Here is a 25,167-nt window from a genome sequence, read left to right on the forward strand (position 1 = left end):
CTTGGACATTCACATCACTCTGCACGGCCGTCGCGACCTGACCGGCCAGATCTACGGCCAGTTACGCGCCGGCATCATCGAAGGGCGGCTCGCCGCCAACGCGCGCCTGCCGTCCACCCGCGATCTCGCCGCGCAGCTCGGCGTTTCCCGCAAGACCACGCTCGACGTTTTCGACCGCCTGATCGCGGAAGGCTTTTTGCGCACGCGCGCCGGCGACGGCACGTTCGTCGCCGACGGACTCGCGCGGCTGCCCGGCGCGAGGCGCGAGCCCGTGTCGGCGCGCGCGCGGGCCACCGGCATCTGGCGCAAGATGCCCGAGCGCATGACCATGCCGATGCCGGTCGCCGGCGAACCGCTCGACTGCGACTTCAAAGGCGGCGTCACCGACAAGACGCTCTTTCCGTACGACGCCTGGCGGCGCTGCCTGAATCAGGCGCTGCGCACGCAGGCTCGCGCGGACGGCGGCGTGGCGTCGTATCGCGACCCGGCGGGCGAGCAGGCATTGCGGCTCGGCATCGCGCGGTATCTCGCGTTTAGCCGCGCCGTGGTGTGCAACTGGCAGGACGTCGTGGTGACGCAGGGCGCGCAGCAGGCGCTGGATCTGCTCTCGCGCGTCGTCGTCCAGCCAGGCGATGTCGTGGCGGTCGAGGAGCCGGGCTATCCGCCCGCGCGGGCGCTTTTCACGGCGCGGGGCGCGCGCATCGCGCACGTGCCGGTGGATGCCGAAGGCATCGTCGTGAGCAAGCTGCCGCGCAACACGCGGCTCGTCTATGTGACGCCGTCGCATCAGTTTCCGCTCGGCATGCCGATGAGCCTCGACCGGCGCGTCGAGCTGCTCGAATGGGCGGGCAAGCGCGGCGCGGTCATCGTCGAGGATGATTACGATGGCGAATACCGCTTCGAAGGCCGGCCGGTCGAGTCGCTGAAAAGTCTGGATCGCGCCGGGCTCGTCGCGTACGTCGGCACGTTCTCGAAGACGATTTTTCCGGATCTGCGGATCGGCTACGTCGTGCCGCCCGCGACGCTCTGCGAACCGCTCTGGCACGCCAAGCAGATCAGCGACTGCCACACCTGCATGCTGACGCAGACCGCGCTCGCCGCGTTCATGCTGGACGGCGAATACGCGAAGCACCTGCGTCGCATGCACAAGGCGTATGCGGCGCGCCGGGCCGCGCTGCTTCGGCGCCTGACGGGCGATCTCGCGCCGTGGTTCGAGCCGCTGCCCGCGACGGCCGGCATCCACCTCGTCGCGCGGCTTGCCTCGCGGTGGCGCGAGGAACGCGTGGTCGCGGCGGCGCGCGAGGCATCGATCGGGCTGACCGGCATTCGCCCGTTCCACGCGGGAAAGGCGCTCACGGAGGGCGTGCTGTTCGGCTACGGCGGAACCTCCGTCGAGACCATCGAGCGCGGCATGACGCGGCTCGCCGCACTCATGCCGACGCTTGGCGACTAGCGTCGCGTTCTACTGATCGCAGAGCAGCAGCAGCTTTTCTTCTGCGGTGCAGGTGGACTTCTTCTTCTGCCCGGCGGCGTCCGCGCCGCGCGCCGACACGGTCTGCGCCGAACCCTGCGATTGCGCGAGCGCCGCGCGCTTCGCGATGCACGCGCGCAAGTGCTTTTCCATCGGCGGATAGTATTTCCAGCCGCGCGTGAGCGGCGGCAGTTCGAGATGGACCTGCTTCCATTTCGGATGCCCGCTCGCCTGCAACGTGTCGAAGTTGGTGCAGAGCGAATCCGCGAACTTCGAGAGCGCGCCGACCGTGCCGCGCAGACCGTAGTCGTACGTGACGAGGAACGCCTTCACGGTGAGCGTCGGGGTGTCTTCCTGAATCCAGTTCGGATAGCTCGTCGTGCGGATGGTCGCAGGGAAATAGGTCTGCTTGGCGCGGGCCGTTTCGGGCGCGGACGGATCGAGGCGCAGCAGCTTGATCTGCTGGAGCAGCTCGGGGTTCATGTCCTGAAAGAGCTTGGCAGGCTGGCCGGCGACGATCACCGCGACATCGATCTTGCGCACGATCAGCTTCGCGAGCGCGTCTTCGTTGTTGAAGTGCTGCTCGTTCGCCTCGGGAATCGGCTCGCCGAACATCAGCCGGTACAACGTTTCCGCCGATTGCGCCGTGCCGCTGCCGATCGGCCCGACGCTGATGTTCTTGCCTTTGATTTCGTTGATGTTTTTAAGCGGCGAATCCGAGCGCACGACGAAATAGATCTCCTCGTCGTACAGCGGCATGATGAGCCGCAGCGGCTGAATGATCCGGCCGGCCTCGGCGTTGCCGGAGTTCGCCATGTCGAGATACGCCTGATACACGTCCGACTGCACCAGCGCGAACTTCACGCCCGGCTCGTAGCGCATGCGCTGCACGTTTTCCGCCGATCCCTTGGACGGCAGGACTTCGAGGTCCATGCCGGCGGGCTCGGCCACGTACTTCGACAAGTCCTGACCGATCTGGATATACGTGCCGCGTTCCTGGCCCGTCGTGATCTTGTACGGCACGGGATCGGCGGCGTAGCCCGATTGCGCTGCGCAGGCGAGCCCGACGAGAGCGCACAGGGCGAGCGCCCCCCGCGCGGCATTCCGCATGAATTGGCTGGAGACCATGTTTGACCCTTGAGTCGAGTGGGACGGGTTCTTCGAAAATCACGCGATGCGCGGGCATCGCGTGAAACGGGTGATGCGGTAATGCGTGAGTGATGCGGGGGTGATGCGAATAAGCGGTCAGCGCGCGGGCGCGGGCGTCTGGTTGCCGCTGCTCCAGCCGTACTGTCTGATGGCGCGCTCGACGTCGTCGGACTTGTCGGCGTCCATGCGCGCCGTCACGCTCGATGCCGCGAACGGGGTCGCCGCGCGCGCGGTGCCGCTGACGGGCGCGGTCGGCAGCGGGCTCAGGGCGGCCGTGGCTGGCGTGACTGCCGTGGCGGTCGCGACGGCGGGACGCTCGATGCTCGCGGGCCGGACGGCTTGCGCGCCGGACGGCAACGCGTGCGCCGCTGGCGGCTGTGCCAGTGCGGTCTGTGGCAAGAGCGGCGGCATGGAGGACTGCGCGCCGGCGGGCGCAGTGTGCGGGGCCGGCGCGGGCGTCGGCGCGGGCGCCGGCCGTGCCGCAGGCGCGACGTACATGCCGTTCGAGGACGGCGGAGCCACATACATTTCGCTCTGCGCGCTGCTCGGCGCGACATACATGCCGTTGCTGTTCGGCGGGCTCGGCGCGACGTACATGCCGTTATTCGATTCTTGCGCGTGTGTCGGCGCTGCCGTCGACGGCTTTGGCGTTGCCGGTGCAACCGGAGCAGCTGGAGCAGCCGGCGCGGCCGTGACAGGCTCGGTCGCCGCGGGCGTGGCTGGCTTCGCCGTGGCTGCCACGGTCGGCGATGGCGTCAGAATGGTGGCCGCCACCATCGCGTTAGTCGCGGCTTGCGCACGGGCGATCTTTTCCGCGCGCGACGTGTATTCGGCTGCGGCGCGGGCGTCGTCGAGCGCGGCCTGACGCGCCGCCGCCGCAGCAGCCGCGGCGACTGCCGCGTTCCCGTTGTGTTGCGCGGTGCGCTTGTCGGGCGCGGGTTTCGCGGCCAGCGCGTCCGCCTTGTCGGCTTGCGGCGCCGATGCAACGTTTGCCTGCGCAGGAACGGCAGCGGGCGGGGTCGCGACGGCCGCAGGCGCCGGCGTGACGCTGCCAGCGGCCGCCGTGCCGTTGTTCGTGTCGTCGGTTCCATTGCCGGCGGTGGCGCCTTTTTTCGCGCCCTGCGGCGTCGCGACGAGCCAGCCGGCATGGGTTATCACGCGTTCCAGCATGGCTTGCGACTCGGCATTGCCGCCATCGAGCGCGAGCGCCTCGGCCGCGTTCTGCTGAACGCACGACCACGCGGACGTGCGTTCGCAGGCGCGCGCCAGTTGCAGCGCGGCGTCGCGTTGCAGTTCGTGTTTGACGAGCTCGTCTTTCAGCGCGTCGAATTCGGGGCGCGCTTGCTGGCCAGCCGGAAGCGCGTTCATCCGGGCGCGCGCCAGTGTGAGATCGTGCTGATCGAGCGCCGCGCGCGTGCCCGAGAGCGGGTCGCCGGAGGCGAGCGTGAGCGGGCCGGATTTCGGCGCGCTCGGCGCCTGCTGCGCTGACGCGTCGGTGGACGGCGTGGCGTCGGTTCCGTCCGATGTATCCGCCGCGCCTCGTCCGAGCGCGCCGAGCTTCGGATCGATCGTGCCGGAGGCGCTCAGATCGGCGGCAGGCGCGCGATCGTCCGCGCTGTATCGCATGTAGGCGACACCGGCTGCGACGAGCGCCAGCGCGCACGCGCCGGCGATGAGCGTCTTCTTGCCGCCCCATCTGTCGGTGCCGGGCAGGGCGGCCGGATCGTTGCTCGGATCGGCGTAGGCGTTGCGCGCGGATTCCTCGACGCGCTTCGCCCGGTGCTCGGCCGCTTTCTGCGCGATGCGTTCACTCGCGCGCTTCGGGTCCCAGCCGCCCGGCCACTTCGAGCGCATGCCCGGTTCGCCGTCGTCTGCCGGGGCGGACGCGGACGCCGACGCGAGCGGCGGGTTCGACATCTGTTGCTCGAACATGTTGGCGCGCGGCCGTTCCGCCGCCGCGCCTGCGCGTTGGCGGCCGAAGGCCGCGCTGCGGTCGGCGCCGCAGTTCGGGCAACTGTCGGCGTTCTTGCGCACCGTGCTGCCGCAGCGTTGGCAGACGACGGAGAACATGGATGCGGGAAACGTCAAACGCGTGGTCATGCTGAAGCCCTCGAAGGACATATGCGAAAACGTGGCCGCCGTGCGCCCGGCGTCGCGCGGCGAGCACCACGGCGTCTGGGCGGCAGCAATCCTTCGTATTGTTTCCTCACCCGGCGATGCGCGCCGGCGCGAGGCGAAATCCGAATATGGCGTCAACCATCGCCGGACGTCAATTGCATTTCGCCCCTACTTCGCACCTGCCTCGCACCTGCCTCGGGCCGCTCGACGGCGGCGGCTACGCGAATGCCCCGGTGTTGCATGTTGTCGTGCGCCGGCCGGTGAAACGGCGGCGCGTGGCCCTGGTCGGATGCGAAAGCGGGATCGATGCAGCCGCGACACCGTTTTGGTGCGCGCAGAGCGCCACGTTTCTCTACTCTCGTCGGGATATTTTGGGCGCCGGGCGGCGGTGGCGAGACGCCATTCTTTAGCCGATAACCGACAAGGGCCGGCGGCCGCGCGCTAACCCGCTGATGCGAAAGGTGTTCCGGTGCGCCCGCCGTGTTGTTTTTCCATCGCCTCGGGCGCGGCATATGCTGGCCGGAGCGAATAAATAGGACTTCGAATCAACTCGCGCAAACAAAGCCGGAGCGCCCCGAAGGGCGTCCCGTTGAAACGATCAGCTTGCCAGTTGCAGCTTGCCGTCGATACGGCGGTTCAGGCCGAGCGGATTATCCGTCTTGACCGCATCCGGCAGCAGCGCCTCGGGAAGATCCTGATAGCTGACGGGCCGCAGGAATCGGTTGATCGCGAGGCTGCCGACGGACGTCGAACGGCCATCGGCGGTCGAGGGATACGGGCCGCCGTGAACCATCGCGTGACCCACTTCCACGCCCGTGCCGAAGCCGTTGACCAGGATGCGGCCGGTGCGGCGTTCGAGCGGGGCCACGAAGCTGCGCGCGTCGGCGTAATCGGCTTCGTCGATTTGGAGCGCGGCCGTGAGCTGGCCTTCGAGCGATTCGATCAGCTCGCGCATGGTGGCGAGGTCCGGGCAGCGCACGACGAGCGACGACGCGCCGAAAATCTCGTCCTGCAAGGCGTGGTTCTGGCGGAAGGCATCGGCGGTCGTGACGAAGAGCGCCGCCTGACCCTGATTGCCGCCTTGCGCCGGCAGGCCGCGAGCGGCCGTCTCGACGCCGTCGTGGCCGGCGATCTTATCGACCGCGCCTTCGTAGGCTTTGTGGATGCCCGGCGTGAGCATCGTCTGCGCGGCGGTTTCTTTGAGCGCCGCCGATGCCGTTTCGATGAAGGTGTCGAGATCGGGGCCGTCAACCGCCAGCACCAGGCCGGGATTCGTGCAGAACTGGCCCGCGCCCAGCACGAGCGACTGCACGAAACCGCGTGCGATGGCGTCGGCGCGATTGGCGAGCGCAGCCGGGAACAGCAGAACCGGGTTGATGCTGCTCATTTCGGCATAAATCGGAATCGGCTCGGCGCGTTCGGCGGCGAGCTTCATCAGCGCCGTGCCGCCGCCACGCGAGCCGGTGAAACCGGCTGCCTTCACGCGATTGTCCTTCACGAGCCCTTGGCCGATGTCCCGGCCGCTGTCGAACAGCAGCGAGAACGTGCCTTCCGGCATGCCGCAGTCCTTCACGGCCTTCTGCACCGCGCGTCCGACGAGTTCCGCCGTGCCCGGATGCGCCGAATGCGCCTTCGCGATGACCGGGCAACCCGCGGCCAGCGCGGAGGCCGTATCGCCGCCCGCAACCGAGAACGCCAGCGGGAAATTGCTCGCGCCGAACACGGCGACCGGCCCGACGCCGATATGACGCAGACGCAGATCCACGCGCGGCATCGGCTTGCGCTCGGGCTGCGGCGGGTCGATGCGCACGCCGAGGTAATCGCCGTTGCGCACCACATCCGCGAACATGCGCAACTGGCCGACCGTGCGGCCGCGCTCGCCTTCCAGACGCCCGCGCGGCAGACCGCTTTCGATCATGCAGCGTTCGATCAGGTCGTCGCCGATATCGAGAATGTTCTGCGCGATCGCTTCGAGAAACTTCGCGCGGGCCTCCGGCGCGGTTTCGCGGTAGACGTCGAACGCGGACCATGCGAGCGCGCACGCGCGGTCGAGATCGTCGAGCGTCGCGCCGCCGAATCCCGGTTCGATGGCCGCGCCCGTCGATGCGTTGACGGCCTTGATTGTGCCGTTCGTGCCGCGCACCGCTTGCTGGCCGATGAGCAGGTTGCCTGTGAGTTCCATGGTGTCTCGTCCTTCCGTGGTATGGGTCGCGACGCTTCCTTGAGCGAGCGTCGTGCTGCGCCGACTATACGGCTGCGCGGGCGCGGCTGTATAGTGAAAGCTTTCCATCGCTTGATCGCTTTTCGGAATCACCCGCGCTCTTTTCGCACGATGAAGACCACCCTCGATGTCCTGATGTCGCGGCTGCGCATGAAGCAGCTTCAACTGCTGATCGCGCTCGACGATCACAAGTCGCTGCACAAGGCGTCGAGCGCGATGGCGATGACGCAGTCCGCCGCGAGCAAGGCGCTCGCGGAACTCGAGTCGATGCTGGAAGCGCCGCTTTTCGAGCGCGCGAAGACCGGACTCATTCCGAATCCGTTTGGCCGCTGCGTGGTGCGCTATGCGCGCGTGCTCGCCGCCGACTTGTCCGCGCTGTGTCAGGAAGTCGCGCAGATTCGCGCGGGCACGGGCGGACGGCTGACCGTCGGGACGATCATGGGCGCGGTGCCCGGCGTGGTCGCGCCGATGGTCAACCAGATGCACGCGAAGCATCCGGACCTCGCCATCGAAATCGTCGAGGACACGAGCGCCAACATGCTCGCGATGCTGGACGACGGCCGCGTCGATCTCGTGATCGGCCGCGCGAGCGTGTCGGATCAGCCGTCGAAGTACCACTATCAGCCGCTGACGGACGAGCCGCTTTCCATCGTGGCCGGACGCGCGCACGGCGACGGCCAGGGGCGCGAAGTCGGGTTAGGGGACTTGGCAAAACGCCGCTGGGTGACATACCCGAGCTATCTGCCGATGAGCGCGCTCCTCGAACGCGAACTCGATCTCGCGGGCCTGCCGATGCCCGCGAACCCCATTTCGACCGCGTCGCCCTTCGTCACCGTGACGCTGCTGCAAGAAAGCCCGGAACTCGTGTCGATTCTCCCGGCGAGCGTCGCGCGCGTGTTCGAGCGGCACGGCATGCTGCGCGTGCTGCCCATACGCATGAAGCTGAAATCGCAGACCTACGGCGTCGTGACGAGGAAGGGCGGCGCGCTTTCGCCGGCGGCGCGTCAGTTCGTGCAGATGTTGCGGGACAACGGCCGCCCGCAGTAACGCAGCATCAGCGTATCGCGACGATGAAAAGGCGCGGGAACGGCAGCAGCACGGCGCCGTCGGCAAGAACCGTATAGGCCGATCGCAGCGATTCGCGGTATTGGTCGAGAAAGGCGGCGTGTTCGTCGGCGTCGAGTTTGGCGAGCAGGGGCCGCAGCGCGCTGCCCTTGAACCATTCGATCACGGCGTCGATGCCGCCCGCGAGCGGATGATGATACGTGGTGCGCCACACATCGACGCGCTCGCAGTGCGGCTTGAGCCGCGCGTAATACCACAGCGCATCGTGGCGAAGCGTGCGCTCGGTGCCTGCGAGCCGCTCGCGCCACGGCCCGTTTGCCGCCACTTCGCGCATGAGCCGGTGAGCGGGCTCGTCGAGGTTGTCGGGCATCTGGATCGCGAGCCGTCCGCCGGGCGCGAGCGTGCCGACAAGACGCGGCAGCAGCGTCTCGTGATCGGGCACCCACTGCAAGGACGCGTTGGCGAGAATCAGGTCGTAAGGGCCGCCTTCGTTCCAGGCCGAAATATCCGCCAGCTCGAAGCGCACCTGTGGCAGACGCTTGCGCGCGGCATCGATCATGTCGGCGGAACTGTCGATGCCGACGACGCTCGCCCCCGGCGCATACGCGAGGAGCGTTTCGGTCGAATTGCCGGGTCCGCAGCCCAGGTCCACCGCCGCGCGAACGGTCGCGCCTTGCGCCGCGTGCAGAAGATCGCGGACCGGCCGCGTGCGCTCCGCTTCGAAACGACTGTACTGATCCGCTTGCCAGCCCGCCGATGAGGTCATTTTTCGCTCCTGCAATTCCAGCGTCATTGAAACCGGCGCAATCTTGCACCATCTTCCGGCCACCGGGCAGCATGAAGCAAACGCCACAGGTAAAGCTTGACGCGCAGTGCCCGAAGAGATCGGTCGGATTTGCACTGAACGCCGAGCCGCCGGCCTATACTGCGATGTATCCGCCGCACTGTCGCACCGCTGCCCCTCCGGTCTAACGGCCGGTCCTTCAGCGCCGTCTCGGCGCACGGAAATCGGAGAATCGCACATGCGCGACATTCCCGCCGACGGCATGAACGGTCTCGTGGCCGCGCTGCGAGATCAGCAGACCGCGCTGACCGAAAAATGGATGAAACTCGTGTTCGGCGACAACGAGGTCGAGCATTCGGATCAGCTCACGTATCGGCAGCTCGCAGACCATCTGCCGAGCATTCTCGACGAAATCTGCAACGTGCTCGAATCGCGCAATCTGAGCGGTCAGGAAGGCGCGCTGGAGCACGACGCCCGCCAGCACGGTCAATGGCGCTGGCAGCAGGGTTATCGCATCGACGAGCTGGTGCGCGAACTGGACCTTTTCCGGCAAGTCTTGTTGGCGGCGATCGGCGAGTACGCGGCATCGCATGAAGAACTGAGCCGCGCCGACGAAGAATACGCGCGCCTCATGACGGACGAAGTGCTGAGCCTCGTCACGCTGGCGTCGGTGCGCGAAGCCGTGAGCGAGCGCGACCGCAAGATCGACGAATACACCGGCATGCTGGAACGCGCGAACTACGAGCTGACGCTGCGGCAGGAACTCATCAGCGATCTTTACGAATCTCGCATGCAGGTCACGCGGCGCGTCGCGCACGACCTGCGCAATTTCCTGAACGTGTTCTCGACGGCGCTGCAACTCGCCGCGCGCTCGCCGACCAGGCGCGATACGGCGCTCGGCCTCGCGAACCGGCAGGTCGTGGACATGGCGACGCTCGTCGACGAGATGGTCGAATATTCGAAGCTGCTGAGCGACGATTCCATGCTGACGGTCGACAGCTTCGATCTCGTCGGCCTGTTCGACGAACTGATGCAGTCGAGCCGCGTCGCCACGGAGGCGAAAGGGCTCAAGCTGATCGGGCACCTGGACACCGCGCTGAGCACGGTGGTCTCGAATCGGCTGAAGATCAAGCAGGTCGCGCTGAACCTGCTGTCGAACGCGGTCAAATACACGGCGTCGGGCGAGATCGTGCTGTCGATCACCGCCGCACCGGACGATCGCTGGCGCCTGCGCGTGGCGGATACGGGCGTCGGCATCGGCGAAGCGGATCAGGAGCGCGTCTTCGAAGAGTTCGAGCGCGCCGCCGCTGACGACATCCCCGGCACGGGACTCGGCCTTGCCATCGTCAAGGAACTGTCGCGCGCGCTCGACGGCGAACTGCGTTTTCACTCGTCGAAAGGGCACGGAAGCGTGTTCGAAGTCACGTTCCCGCTGGTTTTGAAGCCCAAGACGGCAAGCGCGGACTGACTCGGCGCGCGATTGAAAAAAGGCGAACGGATCGCTCCGTTCGCCTTTCGTGCGTGGTGAACGCCGGATTACGCCGCGACCGCTTCCTCGGCCTGCGCTTCGTCTTCGACCGATGCGCGGATCAGGTGATCGAACGCCCCGAGCGATGCCTTCGCGCCTTCGCCGACCGCAATCACGATCTGCTTGAACGGCACCGTCGTCACGTCGCCGGCGGCGAACACGCCCGGAACGGAGGTCGCGCCCCTGGCATCGACGACAATCTCGCCGTGCTTCGACAGCTCCACCGTGCCCTTCAGCCATTCGGTGTTCGGCACGAGACCGATCTGCACGAACACGCCCTCCAGTTCCACGCGATGGCTCACGCCCGTCGCGCGGTCCGTGTAGTTCAGGCCGTTGACCTTCTTGCCGTCGCCGGTGATGTCCGTGGTCTGGGCGCTCGTCACGATGGTCACGTTCGGCAGGCTGCGCAGCTTCTTCTGCAGCACCGCGTCGGCACGCAATTCCGCGCCGAACTCGATCAACGTCACCGCCGACACCACGCCCGCCAGGTCGATCGCCGCCTCGACGCCCGAATTGCCGCCGCCGATGACCGCGACGCGCTTGCCCTTGAAGAGCGGGCCGTCGCAGTGCGGGCAGTACGCCACGCCGCGTCCGCGATACTCACGCTCGCCCGGCACGTTGATTTCGCGCCAGCGCGCGCCGGTCGCGAGCACGATGGTCTTTGCCTTCAGCACCGCGCCGCTCGCGAGTTGCACTTCGTGGATGCGGCCCGGCACGAGCTTCTCGGCGCGCTGCACGTCCATTACGTCGACTTCGTAGCTCTTGACGTGCTGTTCGAGCGCGGTGGCGAATTTCGGTCCTTCCGTTTCCTGAACCGAGACGAAGTTCTCGATCGCCATCGTGTCGAGCACCTGACCGCCGAAGCGTTCGGCAACGACGCCCGTGGCGATGCCCTTGCGCGCGGCGTAGATCGCCGCTGCCGCGCCAGCCGGGCCGCCGCCGACGATCAGCACGTCGAACACCGGCTTCTTCTCCAGTTCCTTCGCGGCGCGCGCGGCCGAACCGCTGTCCAGCTTCGCGAGAATTTCCTTCACGCCGCTGCGGCCCTGGCCGAAGCTTTCGCCGTTCAGGAACATCGTCGGCACGGCCATGACCTGACGCTCTTCCACTTCCTTCTGGAACAGCGCGCCGTCGATCGCAACGTGCTTGATGCGCGGATTGATGATCGCCATCACGTTCAGCGCCTGCACGACTTCGGGGCAGTTCTGGCACGACAGCGAGAAATACGTCTCGAAGCGATAGTCGCCGTCGAGATTGCGAATCTGTTCGATGGTCGCGTCGTCGAGCTTGATCGGATGGCCGCCGCTTTGCAGCAGCGCCAGCACGAGCGATGTGAATTCGTGGCCCATCGGAATGCCCGCGAACTGAATGCCCGCAGCCTTGCGCGGCTCGCCGATGGTAAACGACGGACGACGCGCCAAAGCGTCCTCTTTCTCGACGACGCTGATCTGCGTCGACAGCGAAGCGATTTCGTCGAGCAGGCTTTTCAGCTCACGCGACTTGTCGCTGTCGTCGAGGAAGGCGACGAGCTCGATGGGCCGGGTGACCTTTTCCAGATAGGCTTTCAACTGATTCTTGAGGTTGGCGTCCAGCATGGCGTTGTCCGTTCCGTGGCGTTGTTCTTGGGATGTGGCGGACACGCTCCGACACGACGTGCGAAGCGCCGCATCGGAAACGTGTTTGGAGCTCGGACCTGCCGCCGAAGCAGCGGCAAGGTCCGTGATGCGCTCGTCGAAAAACGAGGCTTAGATCTTGCCGATGAGGTCCAGCGACGGCGTCAGCGTTTCAGCGCCCGGCGTCCACTTGGCGGGGCAGACTTCGCCCGGGTGCGCTGCGACGTATTGCGCGGCCTGCACCTTGCGCAGCAGTTCGCCCGCGTCACGGCCGATGCCGTTGTCGTGGATTTCGCACAGCTTGATCTCGCCTTCCGGGTTGATCACGAACGTGCCGCGCAGCGCGAGACCTTCTTCCTCGATCAGCACGTCGAAGTTGCGCGAGATCGCGAGCGTCGGGTCGCCGATCATCGGATACTTGATCTTGGCGATGGTTTCCGACGTGTCGTGCCATGCCTTGTGCGTGAAGTGCGTGTCGGTCGAAACGCCGTAGACTTCGACGCCCAGCTTCTTGAATTCTTCGTAACGATCAGCCAGATCGCCGAGTTCCGTCGGGCAGACGAACGTGAAGTCGGCCGGATAGAACACGAACACGGACCACTTGCCCTTCAGGGTTTCGTCGGTGATCGTCACGAAATCGCCGTTGTGATAAGCGGTGGCCTTGAACGGCTTGACTTGGCTGTTGATGATCGGCATTGAGCAGATTCCTTTTGGCTGTGGTGTTGAAGGAGTAGATGAAGTATGAACTAAAACTATCAATCCTTGGAAGTGGATTGATTTTATCATTGTAATTGATCTGGCCTATGACGTCGATCGACGTCCATTCCCCGTTGCTGCGCCACGGCATCCGGCTTGCGGAGAAGGCCCGTTACCATCGTTAGAGAGAGGTGTTCATGAAGATCGGGATCATTGGAGCAGGAAACATCGGACAAGTTCTGGCCGAGCATTTCACGAGGTGCGGACACGACGTGAGCATCGCCAATTCGCGCGGGCCGAATTCGCTGCGCGACGTCGAGCGCACCACGGGGGCGACCGCCGTCGAAACGCGCGACGCGGTGAAGGGCGCGGAACTCATCGTCGTGACGATTCCCGAGGCGAAGGTGCCGGGCCTGCCGAAGGATCTGTTCGCGGGCGTGCCGGCGAGCGTGGTCGTGGTCGACACCGGCAACTACTATCCGCAGCAGCGCGACGGGCGCATCGCGGATATCGAAAAGGGCATGCCGGAAAGCCGCTGGGTCGAGCAGCAGATCGGCCGGCCCGTCGTGAAGGCATTCAACAATATCTACGCGGCGCATTTGCGCAAGAACGGCAAGCCGGCAGGCACGCCGGGACGCATCGCGCTGCCGGTGTCGGGCGACGATCATCGCGCGAAGAGCATCGTAATGAAGCTGATCGACGAGATCGGCTTCGATGCGGTGGACAACGGCGAAATCGACGATTCGTGGCGTCAGCAGCCCGCCACGCCCGTCTATACGGCGGACCTCGACGCCGCAGGCCTGCGCGAGGCGCTGAAGAACGCCGATCCGGTGCGCAAGCCGGAATGGCGCGCGACGGATCGGAGTCCGGGCACGTTCGAGAATCCGGCGTAAGCATCGGATAGGGGAAAGGAGTAAAGCCGGCGCGCGCCGTGCGACAATCTGCAAACTTTCCCGATGGGCCTTACCATGACATGCCGGGCGCGCGGGCCGCATCCGCCCGCCCTCTCCGGCATCATGGACTCGCTGATTGACTATGAAAACCGCTTCTCCCTCGCTGGACGTGCAGCACTCTCAACACCGCTTCGGCGAATGCGCCGAATGCGCCGACGTCGAACTGGCCGCGACCGCCACCATTCCGACGCGCTACGGCACCTTCGGTTCGTACGTCTATCGCGTGAAGGAGACGGATGTCGAGCACATCGCGTTCGTCATGGGCGACGTGAGCAACGGCGAATCGGTGCTCACGCGCCTGCATTCCGAATGCGTGACCGGCGACGTGTTCGGCTCGTACCGCTGCGACTGCGGCGAGCAGCTCGACCTCGCGCTGCGCTATATCGCTGCGGAAAATCGCGGCATTCTGCTGTATCTACGCGGACACGAAGGCCGCGGCATCGGCCTCGCGAACAAAATCCGCGCGTATGCGCTTCAGGAGCAGGGGCTGGATACGGTCGATGCCAACCTGCACCTCGGCCTTCCCGACGACGCCCGCGAATACGATTCCGCCGCCGCCATTCTCCGTGCGATGAACGTAAAGTCGGTGCGGCTGATGAGCAACAACCCGTCGAAGTTCGACACGCTTTTGCGTCACGACATTCCCGTAAGCGAACGGGTCGCGCTCGCCATTCCGACGCGCGAAGAAAACGAACGCTATATCAAGACGAAGCAGGCGCGCTTCGGGCATTACTTCGACGAAAACGAATAAGGCGCCGGTGCTCGCTGTTCAGCGAGCATCGTGAAATATCACGCCCAGCATGTGCCGCCTGCCCGAGCGCAAACGGCTCACGCCGTGCCGCATGTTCACGCGATACGCCCCGCGCGTGCCGTTCACCGGCCGCTGATGCACGGCGAAAAACACCGCATCGCCTTGCGCGAGCGGCACTACTTCCACGCGCGACTGCATGCGCGGCCGCTGTTCCGTCATCACGAATTCGCCGCCCGTGAAGTCGCGTTCGGGCGCAGAGAGCAGGATCGCCATCTGGATCGGAAAGACGTGTTCGCCGTATAAATCCTGATGCAGACAGTTGTAATCGCCGGGAACGTAGCGAAGCAGAAGCGGCGTCGGGCGCGTCTGGCCCGCGCGATGGCATCGCTCGATGAACGCGGCGTGATCGTCCGGGTAGCGCGTGTCGATGCCCATCACCTCGTTCCAGCGATTCGCAATCGGCGCGAGATGCCGATAAGCCGCGCCGCGCACGGCGTCGAGGACGGCGGGCAGCGGATACGCGAAGTATTTGTATTCTCCGCGCCCGAAACTGTGCCGCTCCATCACGATGCGGCTGCGAAAGCGCGCGTCGTCGTCGTACAGCGCGGCGAGCGCCGCGCATTCGTCGCGCGAAAAAAGGCCCGGCGCGGTGGCCGAGCCTTGGCAATCGAGCTGTGTTTCGAGCCCGGCCCAGTCGAGCGCGTCGATGCGCTCGCCAATATCCGCCCTTGCGTCCGCGCTCGCGTCCGCGTTTGCGTGGTATGCGAGCGCGCTGTCCATCGCCTTCATGTGATCACTCCGGATGTGCGTGTGCCGAATCCCACTTTGCGCCGCACGCGCTGCTCGCGCACTCCGGGTCTTGCTGCGCCATTCAGCGCGGCGTCGCGACTTCGGTGATCCGGTTCTGCAGTTCCGTCTTGCGCGCCACGATCTTCTGGCCGAGCGCCGCGACGTCGAGCTTCGTCTTGCGGATTTCCTTGAACAGCTCCGATTCCTCTTCCTCGACGTGATGCATCACGTTTTCCTTCAGCACGCGGAAAGTCGCGTCGAAGCCTTCGTCGCCGGCCTTCAGTTGCGTGAACTTCTCGATCAGCGTCTTCACGAGAAAGTGCTCCACGTAGGCTTCCTCGACGTCGATCTTCTCATCGTCGCTGCCGAAGGCTTCGCGCGCGGCCGGATAGAGCAGTTCTTCCTCGACGATTGCGTGGATCGTCAGTAACTCGCAGGCGCGCTGCACGAGCGTCGACTTGCGTTCGAGATCGTCTTTGGGCGCGCGGTCGAAGGCTTCGAACAACTGTTCGACGTCGCGATGGTCTTCTTCGAGAATCTTGAGCGCGTCGAGCGGGGTTTGTGCGGTGGACATCTGGCTTCTCCTTATGGGTGGCCCGGGCTTCGGATCGCCGCAGGCGCATGGGGTGCCGTCATCCAGCAAGAGCGATGCCCGCCGCGTCCCGTTCGCGAAGCAGCTTGATGTCCCACCACGCGGGCAGAAGCCGCCGCACGTCGGCGCGGGCGAAGCGGTCGTCGATCAGAAACAGCACGCCGCGGTCTTGCGGGCCGCGAATCACGCGCCCGGCCGCCTGCACGACCTTCTGCAAGCCGGGAAAGAGGTACGCGTACGCGTAGCCGTCGCCGAAGGCGGCATGCATGCGCGCCTTCAACTGCTCGTTGACCGCGTTCAGTTGCGGCAAACCGAGCGTCGCGACGAATGCGCCAATGAGCCGCGTTCCCGGCAAATCGATCGCCTCGCCGAACGCGCCGCCCAGCACCGCGAAGCCGATGCCGCGCCCATCCGCTTCGAAGCGCGCGAGAAACGCCTGCTGTTCCGCTTCGCTCATCGCGCGAGATTGCTGCCAGCACGCAATCGACGGATGGCGGCGTTCAAGCGCCGATGCAACCTGCGCCAGATAGTCGAAGCTGCTGAAGAAGCTCAGATAGTTGCCCGGCGCGCGCAAGTACTGCGCCGCGATCAGATCGGCGATGCGGTCGACGGAGCGTTCGCGGTCGCGAAAGCGCGTCGATACATCGGCGACGGCGCGCACATCGAGCTGATCGGCCGAAAACGGCGATTCCACGTCGACGCGCACGCTGGTCGCGGGCAGGCCGAGCGTATCGGCGTAGAAGTGCGCGGGCGTGAGCGTCGCAGAAAAGAGCGCGACGCTGTGGGCGCGGGCGAAGCGCGGCGCGAGATGCGGGCCGGGAATCACGTTGCGCAGGCAGAATACCGCGCGGCCTTTGCCCGCGAGCGTGATGTCGAACAGGGAATGCGCGCCGAAACGCTCCGCGATGCGCGTGAAGTGAAGCGCGTCGAAATAGAAGCGCAGCACGTCGGGCGTGAATACGTCCGGTTGCTCGGCCATCGTCTCGGTCAGCGCGGACACCGCCTGTCCCAGCGCGCTCAACAGCGCGGCGGGCGGCTCGTCGTGGGCCGCGTAGTCGATCCCCGCCGCCGACTGATCGCGGCTCGCGCCGCTGAATCCGCGGGCGACGCGCGCCAGCGCTCGCTTGAAAACGGGCGGTGCGCTGCGGCGCATCGCGTTGAAAGCGGCCTGATCGAGCGACGCCGAATACATGCCGCGCGCCCGTTCGACCAAGTTATGCGCCTCGTCGACAAGCACCGCCACGCGCCAGCGATTCGCCTCCGCAAGCGCGAAAAGCATCGCGCTCGTATCGAAGTAATAGTTGTAGTCGCCGACGATCACATCCGCCCAGCGCGACAGCTCCTGACTCAGATAGTACGGACAGACGGCATGTTCTCGTGCCGTCTCCGCGACCGACGCGCGATCCAGATGCGCCCGTTCCAGCGCGGCGGTGCGCGCAGCCGGCAGACGATCGTAGAAGCCGCGCGCCAGCGGGCACGATTCACCGTGGCACGAACGCTCCGGATGCTCGCACGCCTTGTCGCGCGCCACGAGTTCGAGCACGCGCAGCGGCCGGCGCGCGGACGCGGCCAGCGTCGAAAGGGCGTCGAGGGCCAACTGGCGGCCGGCGCTTTTCGCGGTCAGGAAGTAGATCTTGTCGAGTTGCTGGGCGGGCCACGCCTTGAGCAGCGGAAAGAGCGTGCCGATCGTCTTGCCGATGCCGGTCGGCGCTTCCGCGACGACGCATCGACCGGAAACCGCCGCGCGATACACCGCTTCGGCGAGCGCGCGCTGGCCGGGCCGGAACGCGCCGTGCGGAAAAACGAGCGCGGACAGCGACGCATCGCGCGCCGAGCGGTGTTGCAGTTCCTGTTCCGCCCACGCGATGAACCGCTGGCATTGGGCTTCGAAGTGTTCTTTGAGCGCGTCGGCGGTTTGCGTCTCCGTGAGCACGCTTTCGGTTTGCTCGACGATATCGAAATACACCAGGGCAATCTCGATGCTGTCGAGCCCGAGCTTGCGGCACATTAAATGGCCGTACACGCGCGCCTGCGCCCAATGCAGATGCCGGTGGTTCTGCGGCATCGAATCCAGCTTGCCGCGATGCGTCTTGATTTCTTCGAGCCGGTTCAGCGCCGGATCGTAACCATCTGCCCGGCCGCGCACGCGCAGCGAACCGTAGTCTTCGGACAGCGCAATTTCCTTGAGATAACCCGCCGGCCGGCGGCTCGTCACCGTGACGTGGCCCGCCACGCCTTCCTGCGCCGTGGGCGTCGGCGTGAAGCGCAAATCGAGGTCGCCTTGCTTCGCCGTGAACTCGCATAGCGCGCGCACGGCGACGGTGTAGGCGGGCTCGGAAACTGTACGCATGTACAGTAGTCTAGCACGCGGAATAACGTGCTTCGGCGATGCGTTTAATGGATGCGGCGTCGCTCGTGGCCGCCGTCGAACCCCAACGGAGGCATTCCATGAAGCTCGCAAGAATCGCCGTGGTCGCGCTGGCACTGCTCGCCGCGACGCTCGCCGGCTGTCAGACGGACGGCGGCGGCGCGTCGTACAACCGCTCGTCCAGTGGCAGCAGCAGCGGAGGCGGCGGCGCGTATTGAACCGGGCGCGGCGCGGACCGTTTCGCTAGAATCGGACGTGTCTCAATATTGCCGCGGATGGATGAAACGATGGAATCAGAGAACGCGTCTACAGTATCGGGCTGGCACGCGCACGTTTATTTCGACGCCGCGAGCCGCGACGCGGCATGGCAGTTCAGGCAGGTGATCGCCGAGCGGTTCGCACGCGACATCGAAAACGGCGCGCTGACGTTGGGGCGCTTTCACGAACGTCCGGTCGGACCGCATCCGATGTGGTCTTTTCAGCTCGGCTTCGGCAGCGAGCGATTGACGCCGATGCTCGAATGGCTCGCGCTCAATCACGACGCGCTGGACGTCTTCATGCACCCGAATACCGGCGACGATCTGCGGGACCATCGCGATTCGGCGGTTTGGATTGGCCGCTCGCACGAACTCGTGCTCACGGCCTTCGATCGCTCGACGTGAGGCGGACCGCGTTTACTTCTTCGTGCTTGCAGGCTTGCTGGAGACGACGCGCACGGCCGGCGGCGTCGGCGCGCTGGCGGTGGTCGCTTCGGTCTGCGCGGCCTCGACGACCTGGCGCGTAGCGGTGCGCGCCGCTTCATACGCGGAATTCGCAGACTGCGTGGCCGAGTCGATGGCGGATTTCCACGCCGACACGACCGCTCCGCCGCCGAGCGGCGCGCTCGAGACGAAGCTTTCGACGAACGCCTGCGCGTTGCGCTGCGACTTGTCCAGTTGATCCTGCGCGGCCTGCACGTAGGCGCCACGCACGCTCGTCGCGATTTCGTTGACGTCCTGCCAGTATGCTTGTGCGCGCTGGGCATTCGCTTGCATCTGCGCGTTGTGGAACGCGAAAAACTGCTGAACGTCCCGCACGGCCAGGCTCTTGCCGATGAATTCCTGCTGTTCCGACAGCGCGGTCCTCAACGTCCGCACGTTCAGGTCGATCAGTTTTTCGAAGCCCTGAACCGCCTGCGTGGCGAATCCGAAGGTGGCATCCAAGCCGGCCCGTTGGGTTGCGAGAAAGTTTTCTGGGGCAAGACTGCTCATGCTCGACTCCATTAGAAGTTGCCTCTCGACTGCGGCGCGATGGTGCAGTGCAGCGAAGAAGTCATTCTAGACAAAACATAATCGATGTCAATTGCGATTTCCCGGGTTGACTTAATGCGCGCATTTTTAGCAAGCTGAATAAGCCGTGCATTTGTACTGAATTAAACGCTAGCGTAGGAGCAATGAGAAATTTAGTCGAACGTTCGTCCGTCCGCTTTGTGAGGCGATGAGAAAAGGGTAAACACTTAAACCATATCGCGCGGATGCGTTGTTTCCCCACTTGACGCTGATCCCTGCGCTTTGTAAGAATTCGGGCCTGCGGTTTCGCAAACGCAGGCGCAGCGGATTCATTGTGTCATTGAGCCGTCATCGTGACTTCGTATGATTCCGACCTGCGCAAATATCAGCCGGCGCTGAACGGCGAAAATATAAATCGAGAGAGTTGAAGCAGAATGGGCCGACATACCCAAACCATTGGACACCTTGAACGCAGTCACGAAGACAACGCCCTGCGGCGCGCAATGGCCGCACGGCTCGACCGCGCGATGCAACGCGCCAACGTCAGTTCCGCGAAAGCGGCCAAGCTGGTCGACGTGAGCGAAGACGACGTTCACTTCTGGCGGCGAGGCATTACCGTGCCGCCGCTTCACGCATTCAGACGCATTGCCAACGCACTCGATGTCGATATGCATTGGCTCTGTACCGGCCAGAGCCACGCGGCCTGACGGCTCGCATCAGCCCGCTTACGGGCGTCAGGCTTCCGACGCCTTGCGCCCGTGCAACAACACCGTTCCGATGCCGCTTGCGGCAATCACGCACATCCCGGCTGTCATCCACCCGTCCGGCGCCTGCCCGAACAGCAGCCAGCTGAAGCACGACGCGAACGCGAGCTGCGCGTACGAAAAGGGCATCAGCACCGCGAGCGGCGCGCGGCGCAGCGCCTGAAGCATCAGCAATTGCCCGCCGGTGGCCATCGTCGCCATGAACGCGACGAGCAGCCAACTGCCTGCGCCGACGCGCGCCAGTTCCGGCAGAAGCCGCGCCTGATCCGCCCACACGAGCGCGCACAGCACGAGCGTCGCGACGAGCGCCGTCAGGAAGTTGGTCGTGATCGCGTCGTCCACGCGCGACAAATGGCTCGATACCACCTGAAAGCACGCGAACGTCGTCGCCGAGCCGATCGGCAAAATGACCGACCATGTGAAGTCGCTCCCGCCCGGCCGGACGATCAGCAACATGCCGATGAAGCCGAGCACGACCATCGCCCATTTGCCGCGCGAGACGTGGTCTTTGAGCACAAGCGCCGCGAGCAACGTCGAGATGAGCGGCGCGAGCATCGCGAGGGACGTGGTGACGGGGAGCGGCAAGTACCTGAGGCCCGCGAACGTGCAAGCCGAGTTCGTGAGCAGCAGCAGCGCGCGCACGATTTGCAGCTTGAGGCTGCCGGTGTGGAAGGTGCGAAACAGGCCGAACGCGCCGCGTCGCGCCTGCCAGACGCCGAGCACGATCATCTGAAAGAGATAGCGCACCCAGAGCAGCGCGACCACCGGCACGGCCGCGCCGATCAGCTTGACGGTGGAATCGCTCGCCGCGAATGCCGCCGTGGTCAGGATCATGACCGCGATGCCGGCGCCCGTGTTATCGGTACCTATCGCGTATCGCGCTTTTCCCTCTAAGGTCGCCATCGAGTGTCTACCGGGTTATGAACCGCGAATCCAGGACGGCGCTTTTAAGCCGTTGCTTGCATTCTGCGGACATCGACACAGGCTGGCAAGGCGGCAGTAATCTTCTGCGCGATGCTGTTGTGCGCGCGTCACGTCGATTGAAATGTACTAGACGGTTCGCCCAAAAACCATTTGGCGCTGATTATTTTTGCGTCTCGCTGCTGCGTAAAAAGCTGAACGCCGCGCGTGATTATTCGCGTGAAAGGCTTTGCCATCGGCGGTTTGCCGCCTACACTTAAAGTAGTTTCTCAGCGCTGCGGAGCGGAGGCGACGATGAGAGCGAGACCGAGAGAAATGGTACGTCTGCTCGCCACGCTGCGGCGGTCCGCGCAATGCCGCGCGATGCGCGCAGCGGCGGCTCAGGACGCGATGCGCCTGGCTCAACAGGAAGGGGAAGAGGAAGAAGCGAGCAAAGCCGAGCGCGATGCCGAGTCCTCTGACTCTTGCAGCGAAACCGAAGCGCTATGCGCCGGGGCGGCGCATCGGCGCATGCATTAAGGCGAGAAAGCGGCGCGTGTCAGGCGCGTGCGTGATTCCGGTAAGGCGAAAAGCGCCAGTGGCCGGCCGGATCTTTCACGGCAATCGCGCCGTGCTCGTGCAGCATGTCGCCGATCGCGCCGGGTTTGATATCGTCGGTCATCCTGATGACGAGCAACGTCCGCTCGCGGCAACTGTCGTCGGATGCGGAAGGCGCGGGCGAGCGCGGAGCGATCGGCGCAAGCGGTGCAACCGGCTCGCGCGCGCTGAAACGATTGTGCGCGCCGACCACGCCCTGATGTTCGCCGTGCGCGACGTATTCCGCCTCGTCCTCTTCATGCGAAGGCATCGGAAACGCGTCGAGCGCCGCGTCGCCCTGGCCGGCGCGATACAAATGCGCGTCGTCGCGCGAAAGCCCCGCCTCTTGCAGCGCCCGCAGCGCCTCGTGTCCATCGCGATACGACTCGAACACGCCCACGATCACCTGATTCGTCTGCTTTGCCGTCTTGTTCACCGTTTGATTCATCGTCGTCCTCCGCCGGCCCGCCTGCGCGGGTCGCGTGTCGCGCTCCGTTGTCGCGGGCGGTGTCGCTGACCGATGATCGATGATCGAACGACGGCGCTCCCGAAACATGGCGCGTGTGTTGATCGTCATAACAAAGCAGCAACGCGCGTTCCCGTACGAGCGGACGCGACCGTTCGGCGTACTCGGAATGGCCGGGTTGCGACCCCAACGCGGATCGCCTAAAGTGTCTACCTTCGTTTAGAAACTGCGTGCCGTGAGCGGCGCGCTCTCCGCGAGGCTGGAATGACGGCGAAAGCGTGCGCGTGGATCTTCGTGCTGTTGGCAGCCGGCGCGAGTCCGGCCTGGGCGGCGCCGTGTTACAGCGACGGTGACGTCGTCACGCTCGAAGGCACGGTGACGCGCCAGGCGACGCATCAGACCGACGCGACCGCGAAGCCGGCGTCGGTGCTGGCGCTGGCGAGTCCGGTCTGCGTGATCAGCGAGACTGCGGGGCAGGGCGGACGCCAGCAGTCGAATGTGTCGGCAGTGCAGATCATCGACGCTGAACTTCCCGAAAGCACGCGCGTTCAACTCACGGGCAAGCTCGTAACCGGCAATGTGAGCGCGTACTACGCCGTGCCGACGGCAATCTGGGTGCTCAGACAGCGCGTTCTGTCAGGGCAGTAACGAACAGGGCGTCACGCGGCTTTCGCGCGGGCCCGGCAGTACTGGGCAACGACCCATTGCAGCGGGCGTTCGTCGAGCTTGCGCTCTTCGGCGAACCGCATGATGGCATCGAGTTGCTGGCCGCTGCAACGAAAGGCTTCGCGGCGCGGTACTGAACGGTTATTGATGTGCTTGGTCATGGCAATCCCTTTTTGCTTGGTTCTCAACGGACCTTGGGACCTTCCCCGGAGGGCAGGCTGGCCGAACGGTGACCCGTTCGCGCGCCTGCTGCTTTCGACATTAGGCCGGATCGCGGCGGTCCTGACAGGCTGCTAGCGCACATAGTCACCAGAACGCTTGACATTACGCAAAGCGTGGGCCTGAAGACCGCGCGTCAGTTTGCGCGCGTGGAATAACACATTGCGCTCAAGCGTTTAGCACTGCACGAGGACGACGAAGATGCCATCGCGCAGCGTGCGACTGCCGAGGGATGAGAGCAGGCGCGGGAGACCAGAAGCGGGGAATAAGGGCGCTCGGAAGGGGCGGACATCGCAAGGTGGTTCGCCCCGGCGCTCGTCAGGGTGGACAGTGACGCCCGGCCCACGTCTTCATCATGCGCGGCGCTAACTCCCATGTCGATGCGGAGTCTGAAGCGGCACGCTCGGGTCGGCTGACTACGAACACCGCGCGGACTAGTTCGCACTTCGGAGCGGGCTGCAGGGACGGACCTTCGGGTGCGCCTCAATCAACTTCGAGCAGGCCGGCAGAGAAATCCGATTGATTCAGCTCAGACTGCATGCCGACTCTCAATGGACTGAAGCTGCCGCGCGCGTACACCAGCGACTCGTCTTCATGCGCGACGGCACGGGCGAGTAAGCGTGGCTTCTTCCTAAAGGCGCCCGGCGCTTAGGACTGCAAGCTGGCGAGGTGGCGGACCCGTCTGTCGAGCGCCGGATCAACTCCTTCTGCGTGGCGGCTGCGCGGATACAACTCAAGGTCGACGCTGAATTTCGCGCTTCACGCAGCGTGTGCTCGAAGTCATCTACCCGAACTACGTCGCCCCGACCGCGTCGATGACTGCGGTGCGCGTTTATCCGAGCGGGATTCCATCTGCGGCGCGGCACGCCCTTCAACGCACGAGAGACTGATGGCGAGCCAAGGGCGGCACGACGCGTACGCCTCTTTGCTATATTGAATGGGCGAAGGCAGAACGAAGTGTGCGATTTCTTGAAAAAATCGTCACCTTGGTTGCAGACTAACAACGCGAACTGAAGAGTACGCGAAGCAGCAATGTAATTGATTAAGGCGGCAACAGAATGAGCGAAACAACGACACTGAGCTATCTAAAACCAGAACGCATCTCGCTGAAAAACCATCCCGAGTTCGGCGAGCGCTGGATTCAGGAGCGCATTGTAGAAGATCCATCGATCCTGGGACTTGGTGATCTGGTGGTCAAAGACAAGGAACGAATACATCGCGGGGCGGGCCGACTGGACATTCTCTGTCAGGATGCCGACGAAAGCCGCCGATACGAAATTGAAATCCAGCTAGGAAAGACGGACGAATCGCACATCATACGCACGATTGAGTACTGGGACATTGAGCGCAAGCGATACCCTCAATATGAGCATGTCGCGGTCATTGTTGCCGAGGACATAACCAGCAGGTTTCTCAACGTGGTGAATCTTTTCAACGGATTCATTCCGCTGGTCGCCGTGCAGGTGAACGGGTTCCGATTCGGGACGAACATCTCTCTTGTTTTCACGACCGTACTCGACGAGAGGAAACTCGGACTGGTTGATGAAGACGAAGAAGTTTCTGAGACAACGGACCGAGCCTATTGGGAGAAACGAGGTAGCAAGTCTACCGTCGGCCTTGCCGACGAAGTGCTCAAGTTGATTAACGAGTTCGATTCGGGACTCTCACTCAAATACAACAAGTTCTACATCGGTCTCGCCGATAGGAACGGGCGGCCCGACAATTTCGTTGCATTGAAGCCGAGAAAGAACTGGTTAGGGGTGCTTATCCGACTTCCGCAGAGTGAGGAAATCCAGGCGAAAATTGAAGAGGCGGGGCTCGACGTTCTCGAATACAGCACCAAGGAACGTCGTTACAAGCTGAGGCTCAGCAAGAGCGATCTCGAACAGCACCACGCGTTTCTTTCCGAGCTTCTCAAACTCGCGCAGGGCGACATCGAAGACTGAAGCTTAAAGTCTCCGTATGACCGTTTACTGCGCGACCGGAACGGCATATCGGATGCTAAGCGCGATGCGGTGAAAACCGTCCTGCTCGGCCGCACGGCGTGCGACCGCAAGCTCGATGCCCCAGCACCATTGCCGGCGAGACCGATCTGTGATGATCGCGCAAGATGTCGCGAGCGCAATCCGTGGCCTCGGCGAGCGGGACGCACCTTTAGCTTAAAGACCGCCGGGTCGCGGGCGAGGCCG

At 64.7% G+C, this 25,167-nt stretch carries 25 protein-coding genes and 1 pseudogene; 13 read left to right on the plus strand and 13 right to left on the minus strand.

The features are described 5' to 3' along the window. Position 1 precedes the first annotated feature (1 nt). Positions 2 to 1,453 (plus strand): MocR-like pyridoxine biosynthesis transcription factor PdxR, encoded by a 1,452-nt coding sequence (gene pdxR / locus GV035_RS03775; protein ID WP_159833521.1) that lies wholly within the window; start codon positions 2 to 4, stop codon positions 1,451 to 1,453. A gap of 9 nt (positions 1,454 to 1,462) precedes the next feature. Here pdxR and GV035_RS03780 read toward each other — a convergent pair whose 3' ends face one another. The 3 genes from GV035_RS03780 to GV035_RS03790 form a co-directional block, all read right to left on the minus strand. Next, positions 1,463 to 2,581, minus strand: coding sequence for a TAXI family TRAP transporter solute-binding subunit (locus GV035_RS03780; RefSeq protein ID WP_442859544.1), 1,119 nt, complete (start codon positions 2,579 to 2,581; stop codon positions 1,463 to 1,465). 135 nt (positions 2,582 to 2,716) lie between these two features. Then, positions 2,717 to 4,720, minus strand: a complete 2,004-nt coding sequence (locus tag GV035_RS03785; RefSeq protein WP_159833525.1) for a zinc ribbon domain-containing protein — start codon at positions 4,718 to 4,720, stop codon at positions 2,717 to 2,719. Positions 4,721 to 5,336: 616 nt separating this feature from the next. After that, the gene (locus GV035_RS03790) at positions 5,337 to 6,920 is read right to left on the minus strand and encodes an aldehyde dehydrogenase (NADP(+)) (RefSeq protein ID WP_159833527.1); all 1,584 of its coding nucleotides are present in this window, start codon (positions 6,918 to 6,920) and stop codon (positions 5,337 to 5,339) included. A 150-nt stretch (positions 6,921 to 7,070) separates the two neighbouring features. Between GV035_RS03790 and GV035_RS03795 the strand changes: the two genes are divergently transcribed. Beyond that, positions 7,071 to 8,006, plus strand: a complete 936-nt coding sequence (locus GV035_RS03795; RefSeq protein WP_159833529.1) for a LysR family transcriptional regulator — start codon at positions 7,071 to 7,073, stop codon at positions 8,004 to 8,006. Positions 8,007 to 8,013: 7 nt separating this feature from the next. On the opposite strand, the gene tam is transcribed toward GV035_RS03795, so the two are convergent. Beyond that, a complete protein-coding gene (tam, locus tag GV035_RS03800) occupies positions 8,014 to 8,817 on the minus strand; it encodes a trans-aconitate 2-methyltransferase (protein WP_159833531.1) in 804 nt (267 codons plus the stop codon). Positions 8,818 to 9,046: 229 nt separating this feature from the next. Between tam and GV035_RS03805 the strand changes: the two genes are divergently transcribed. Further along, complete coding sequence (locus tag GV035_RS03805; protein WP_159833533.1) at positions 9,047 to 10,276, plus strand: sensor histidine kinase; 1,230 nt, start codon at positions 9,047 to 9,049, stop codon at positions 10,274 to 10,276. Positions 10,277 to 10,344: 68 nt separating this feature from the next. On the opposite strand, the gene ahpF is transcribed toward GV035_RS03805, so the two are convergent. Then, positions 10,345 to 11,931: an alkyl hydroperoxide reductase subunit F gene (gene ahpF, locus GV035_RS03810; protein ID WP_159833535.1), complete on the minus strand. Its 1,587-nt coding sequence runs from the start codon at positions 11,929 to 11,931 to the stop codon at positions 10,345 to 10,347. A gap of 150 nt (positions 11,932 to 12,081) precedes the next feature. Further along, positions 12,082 to 12,645, minus strand: coding sequence for an alkyl hydroperoxide reductase subunit C (gene ahpC, locus GV035_RS03815; RefSeq protein ID WP_159833537.1), 564 nt, complete (start codon positions 12,643 to 12,645; stop codon positions 12,082 to 12,084). A 197-nt stretch (positions 12,646 to 12,842) separates the two neighbouring features. Between ahpC and GV035_RS03820 the strand changes: the two genes are divergently transcribed. Then, positions 12,843 to 13,538 carry an NADPH-dependent F420 reductase gene (locus tag GV035_RS03820; protein WP_159833539.1) on the plus strand — a complete coding sequence of 232 codons (696 nt, stop codon included), beginning with the start codon at positions 12,843 to 12,845 and terminating at the stop codon, positions 13,536 to 13,538. 142 nt (positions 13,539 to 13,680) lie between these two features. After that, positions 13,681 to 14,349: a GTP cyclohydrolase II gene (ribA, locus tag GV035_RS03825; RefSeq protein ID WP_159833541.1), complete on the plus strand. Its 669-nt coding sequence runs from the start codon at positions 13,681 to 13,683 to the stop codon at positions 14,347 to 14,349. 18 nt (positions 14,350 to 14,367) lie between these two features. Here the strand turns inward: ribA and GV035_RS03830 are convergent, their stop codons facing one another. From GV035_RS03830 to GV035_RS03840, 3 genes are all read right to left on the minus strand, one after another. After that, positions 14,368 to 15,129 (minus strand): 2OG-Fe(II) oxygenase, encoded by a 762-nt coding sequence (locus GV035_RS03830; RefSeq protein ID WP_159834940.1) that lies wholly within the window; start codon positions 15,127 to 15,129, stop codon positions 14,368 to 14,370. Positions 15,130 to 15,220: 91 nt separating this feature from the next. Further along, on the minus strand, positions 15,221 to 15,712 hold the full coding sequence (locus tag GV035_RS03835) for a hemerythrin domain-containing protein (RefSeq protein WP_159833543.1): 492 nt from the start codon (positions 15,710 to 15,712) through the stop codon (positions 15,221 to 15,223). 58 nt (positions 15,713 to 15,770) lie between these two features. Next, a complete protein-coding gene (locus tag GV035_RS03840) occupies positions 15,771 to 18,080 on the minus strand; it encodes an ATP-dependent DNA helicase (RefSeq protein WP_159833545.1) in 2,310 nt (769 codons plus the stop codon). Positions 18,081 to 18,178: 98 nt separating this feature from the next. Between GV035_RS03840 and GV035_RS03845 the strand changes: the two genes are divergently transcribed. Beyond that, a complete protein-coding gene (locus GV035_RS03845) occupies positions 18,179 to 18,316 on the plus strand; it encodes a hypothetical protein (protein ID WP_159833547.1) in 138 nt (45 codons plus the stop codon). Positions 18,317 to 18,385: 69 nt separating this feature from the next. Further along, positions 18,386 to 18,760, plus strand: coding sequence for a DOPA 4,5-dioxygenase family protein (locus GV035_RS03850; protein WP_159833548.1), 375 nt, complete (start codon positions 18,386 to 18,388; stop codon positions 18,758 to 18,760). Between the two features lie 12 nt (positions 18,761 to 18,772). Here GV035_RS03850 and GV035_RS03855 read toward each other — a convergent pair whose 3' ends face one another. Beyond that, the gene (locus tag GV035_RS03855; protein ID WP_236572418.1) at positions 18,773 to 19,348 is read right to left on the minus strand and encodes a phasin family protein; all 576 of its coding nucleotides are present in this window, start codon (positions 19,346 to 19,348) and stop codon (positions 18,773 to 18,775) included. A 545-nt stretch (positions 19,349 to 19,893) separates the two neighbouring features. Here GV035_RS03855 and GV035_RS03860 point away from each other — a divergent pair. Further along, positions 19,894 to 20,073, plus strand: coding sequence for a helix-turn-helix domain-containing protein (locus GV035_RS03860; protein WP_236572419.1), 180 nt, complete (start codon positions 19,894 to 19,896; stop codon positions 20,071 to 20,073). Positions 20,074 to 20,100: 27 nt separating this feature from the next. Here GV035_RS03860 and GV035_RS03865 read toward each other — a convergent pair whose 3' ends face one another. Then, positions 20,101 to 20,964, minus strand: coding sequence for a DMT family transporter (locus tag GV035_RS03865; protein WP_236572420.1), 864 nt, complete (start codon positions 20,962 to 20,964; stop codon positions 20,101 to 20,103). Positions 20,965 to 21,050: 86 nt separating this feature from the next. Between GV035_RS03865 and GV035_RS03870 the strand changes: the two genes are divergently transcribed. Together GV035_RS03870 and GV035_RS29265 are read left to right on the plus strand one after the other, a co-directional pair. Beyond that, complete coding sequence (locus GV035_RS03870) at positions 21,051 to 21,311, plus strand: hypothetical protein (protein ID WP_159833556.1); 261 nt, start codon at positions 21,051 to 21,053, stop codon at positions 21,309 to 21,311. 34 nt (positions 21,312 to 21,345) lie between these two features. Continuing rightward, entirely contained in the window at positions 21,346 to 21,570 is a 225-nt protein-coding gene (locus GV035_RS29265; RefSeq protein WP_236572421.1) for a hypothetical protein, read from the plus strand. A 19-nt stretch (positions 21,571 to 21,589) separates the two neighbouring features. Here the strand turns inward: GV035_RS29265 and GV035_RS03875 are convergent, their stop codons facing one another. Further along, a complete protein-coding gene (locus GV035_RS03875; RefSeq protein ID WP_159833558.1) occupies positions 21,590 to 22,075 on the minus strand; it encodes a hypothetical protein in 486 nt (161 codons plus the stop codon). A 282-nt stretch (positions 22,076 to 22,357) separates the two neighbouring features. Between GV035_RS03875 and GV035_RS03880 the strand changes: the two genes are divergently transcribed. Further along, on the plus strand, positions 22,358 to 22,741 hold the full coding sequence (locus GV035_RS03880) for a hypothetical protein (RefSeq protein ID WP_159833560.1): 384 nt from the start codon (positions 22,358 to 22,360) through the stop codon (positions 22,739 to 22,741). An 11-nt stretch (positions 22,742 to 22,752) separates the two neighbouring features. Here GV035_RS03880 and GV035_RS03885 read toward each other — a convergent pair whose 3' ends face one another. After that, positions 22,753 to 22,920 (minus strand): hypothetical protein, encoded by a 168-nt coding sequence (locus GV035_RS03885; RefSeq protein ID WP_159833562.1) that lies wholly within the window; start codon positions 22,918 to 22,920, stop codon positions 22,753 to 22,755. Between the two features lie 652 nt (positions 22,921 to 23,572). Between GV035_RS03885 and GV035_RS03890 the strand changes: the two are divergent. Both GV035_RS03890 and GV035_RS03895 read left to right on the plus strand, forming a co-directional pair. Then, positions 23,573 to 23,820, plus strand: a pseudogene (locus GV035_RS03890) (type VI secretion system baseplate subunit TssF); the annotation flags it as partial. Between the two features lie 216 nt (positions 23,821 to 24,036). Beyond that, positions 24,037 to 24,924 (plus strand): hypothetical protein, encoded by an 888-nt coding sequence (locus GV035_RS03895; RefSeq protein ID WP_201303899.1) that lies wholly within the window; start codon positions 24,037 to 24,039, stop codon positions 24,922 to 24,924. The last annotated feature ends 243 nt before the right edge of the window (positions 24,925 to 25,167 follow it).

It is taken from the genome of Burkholderia sp. 8Y, from assembly GCF_902506145.1.
Classification (GTDB): domain Bacteria; phylum Pseudomonadota; class Gammaproteobacteria; order Burkholderiales; family Burkholderiaceae; genus Caballeronia.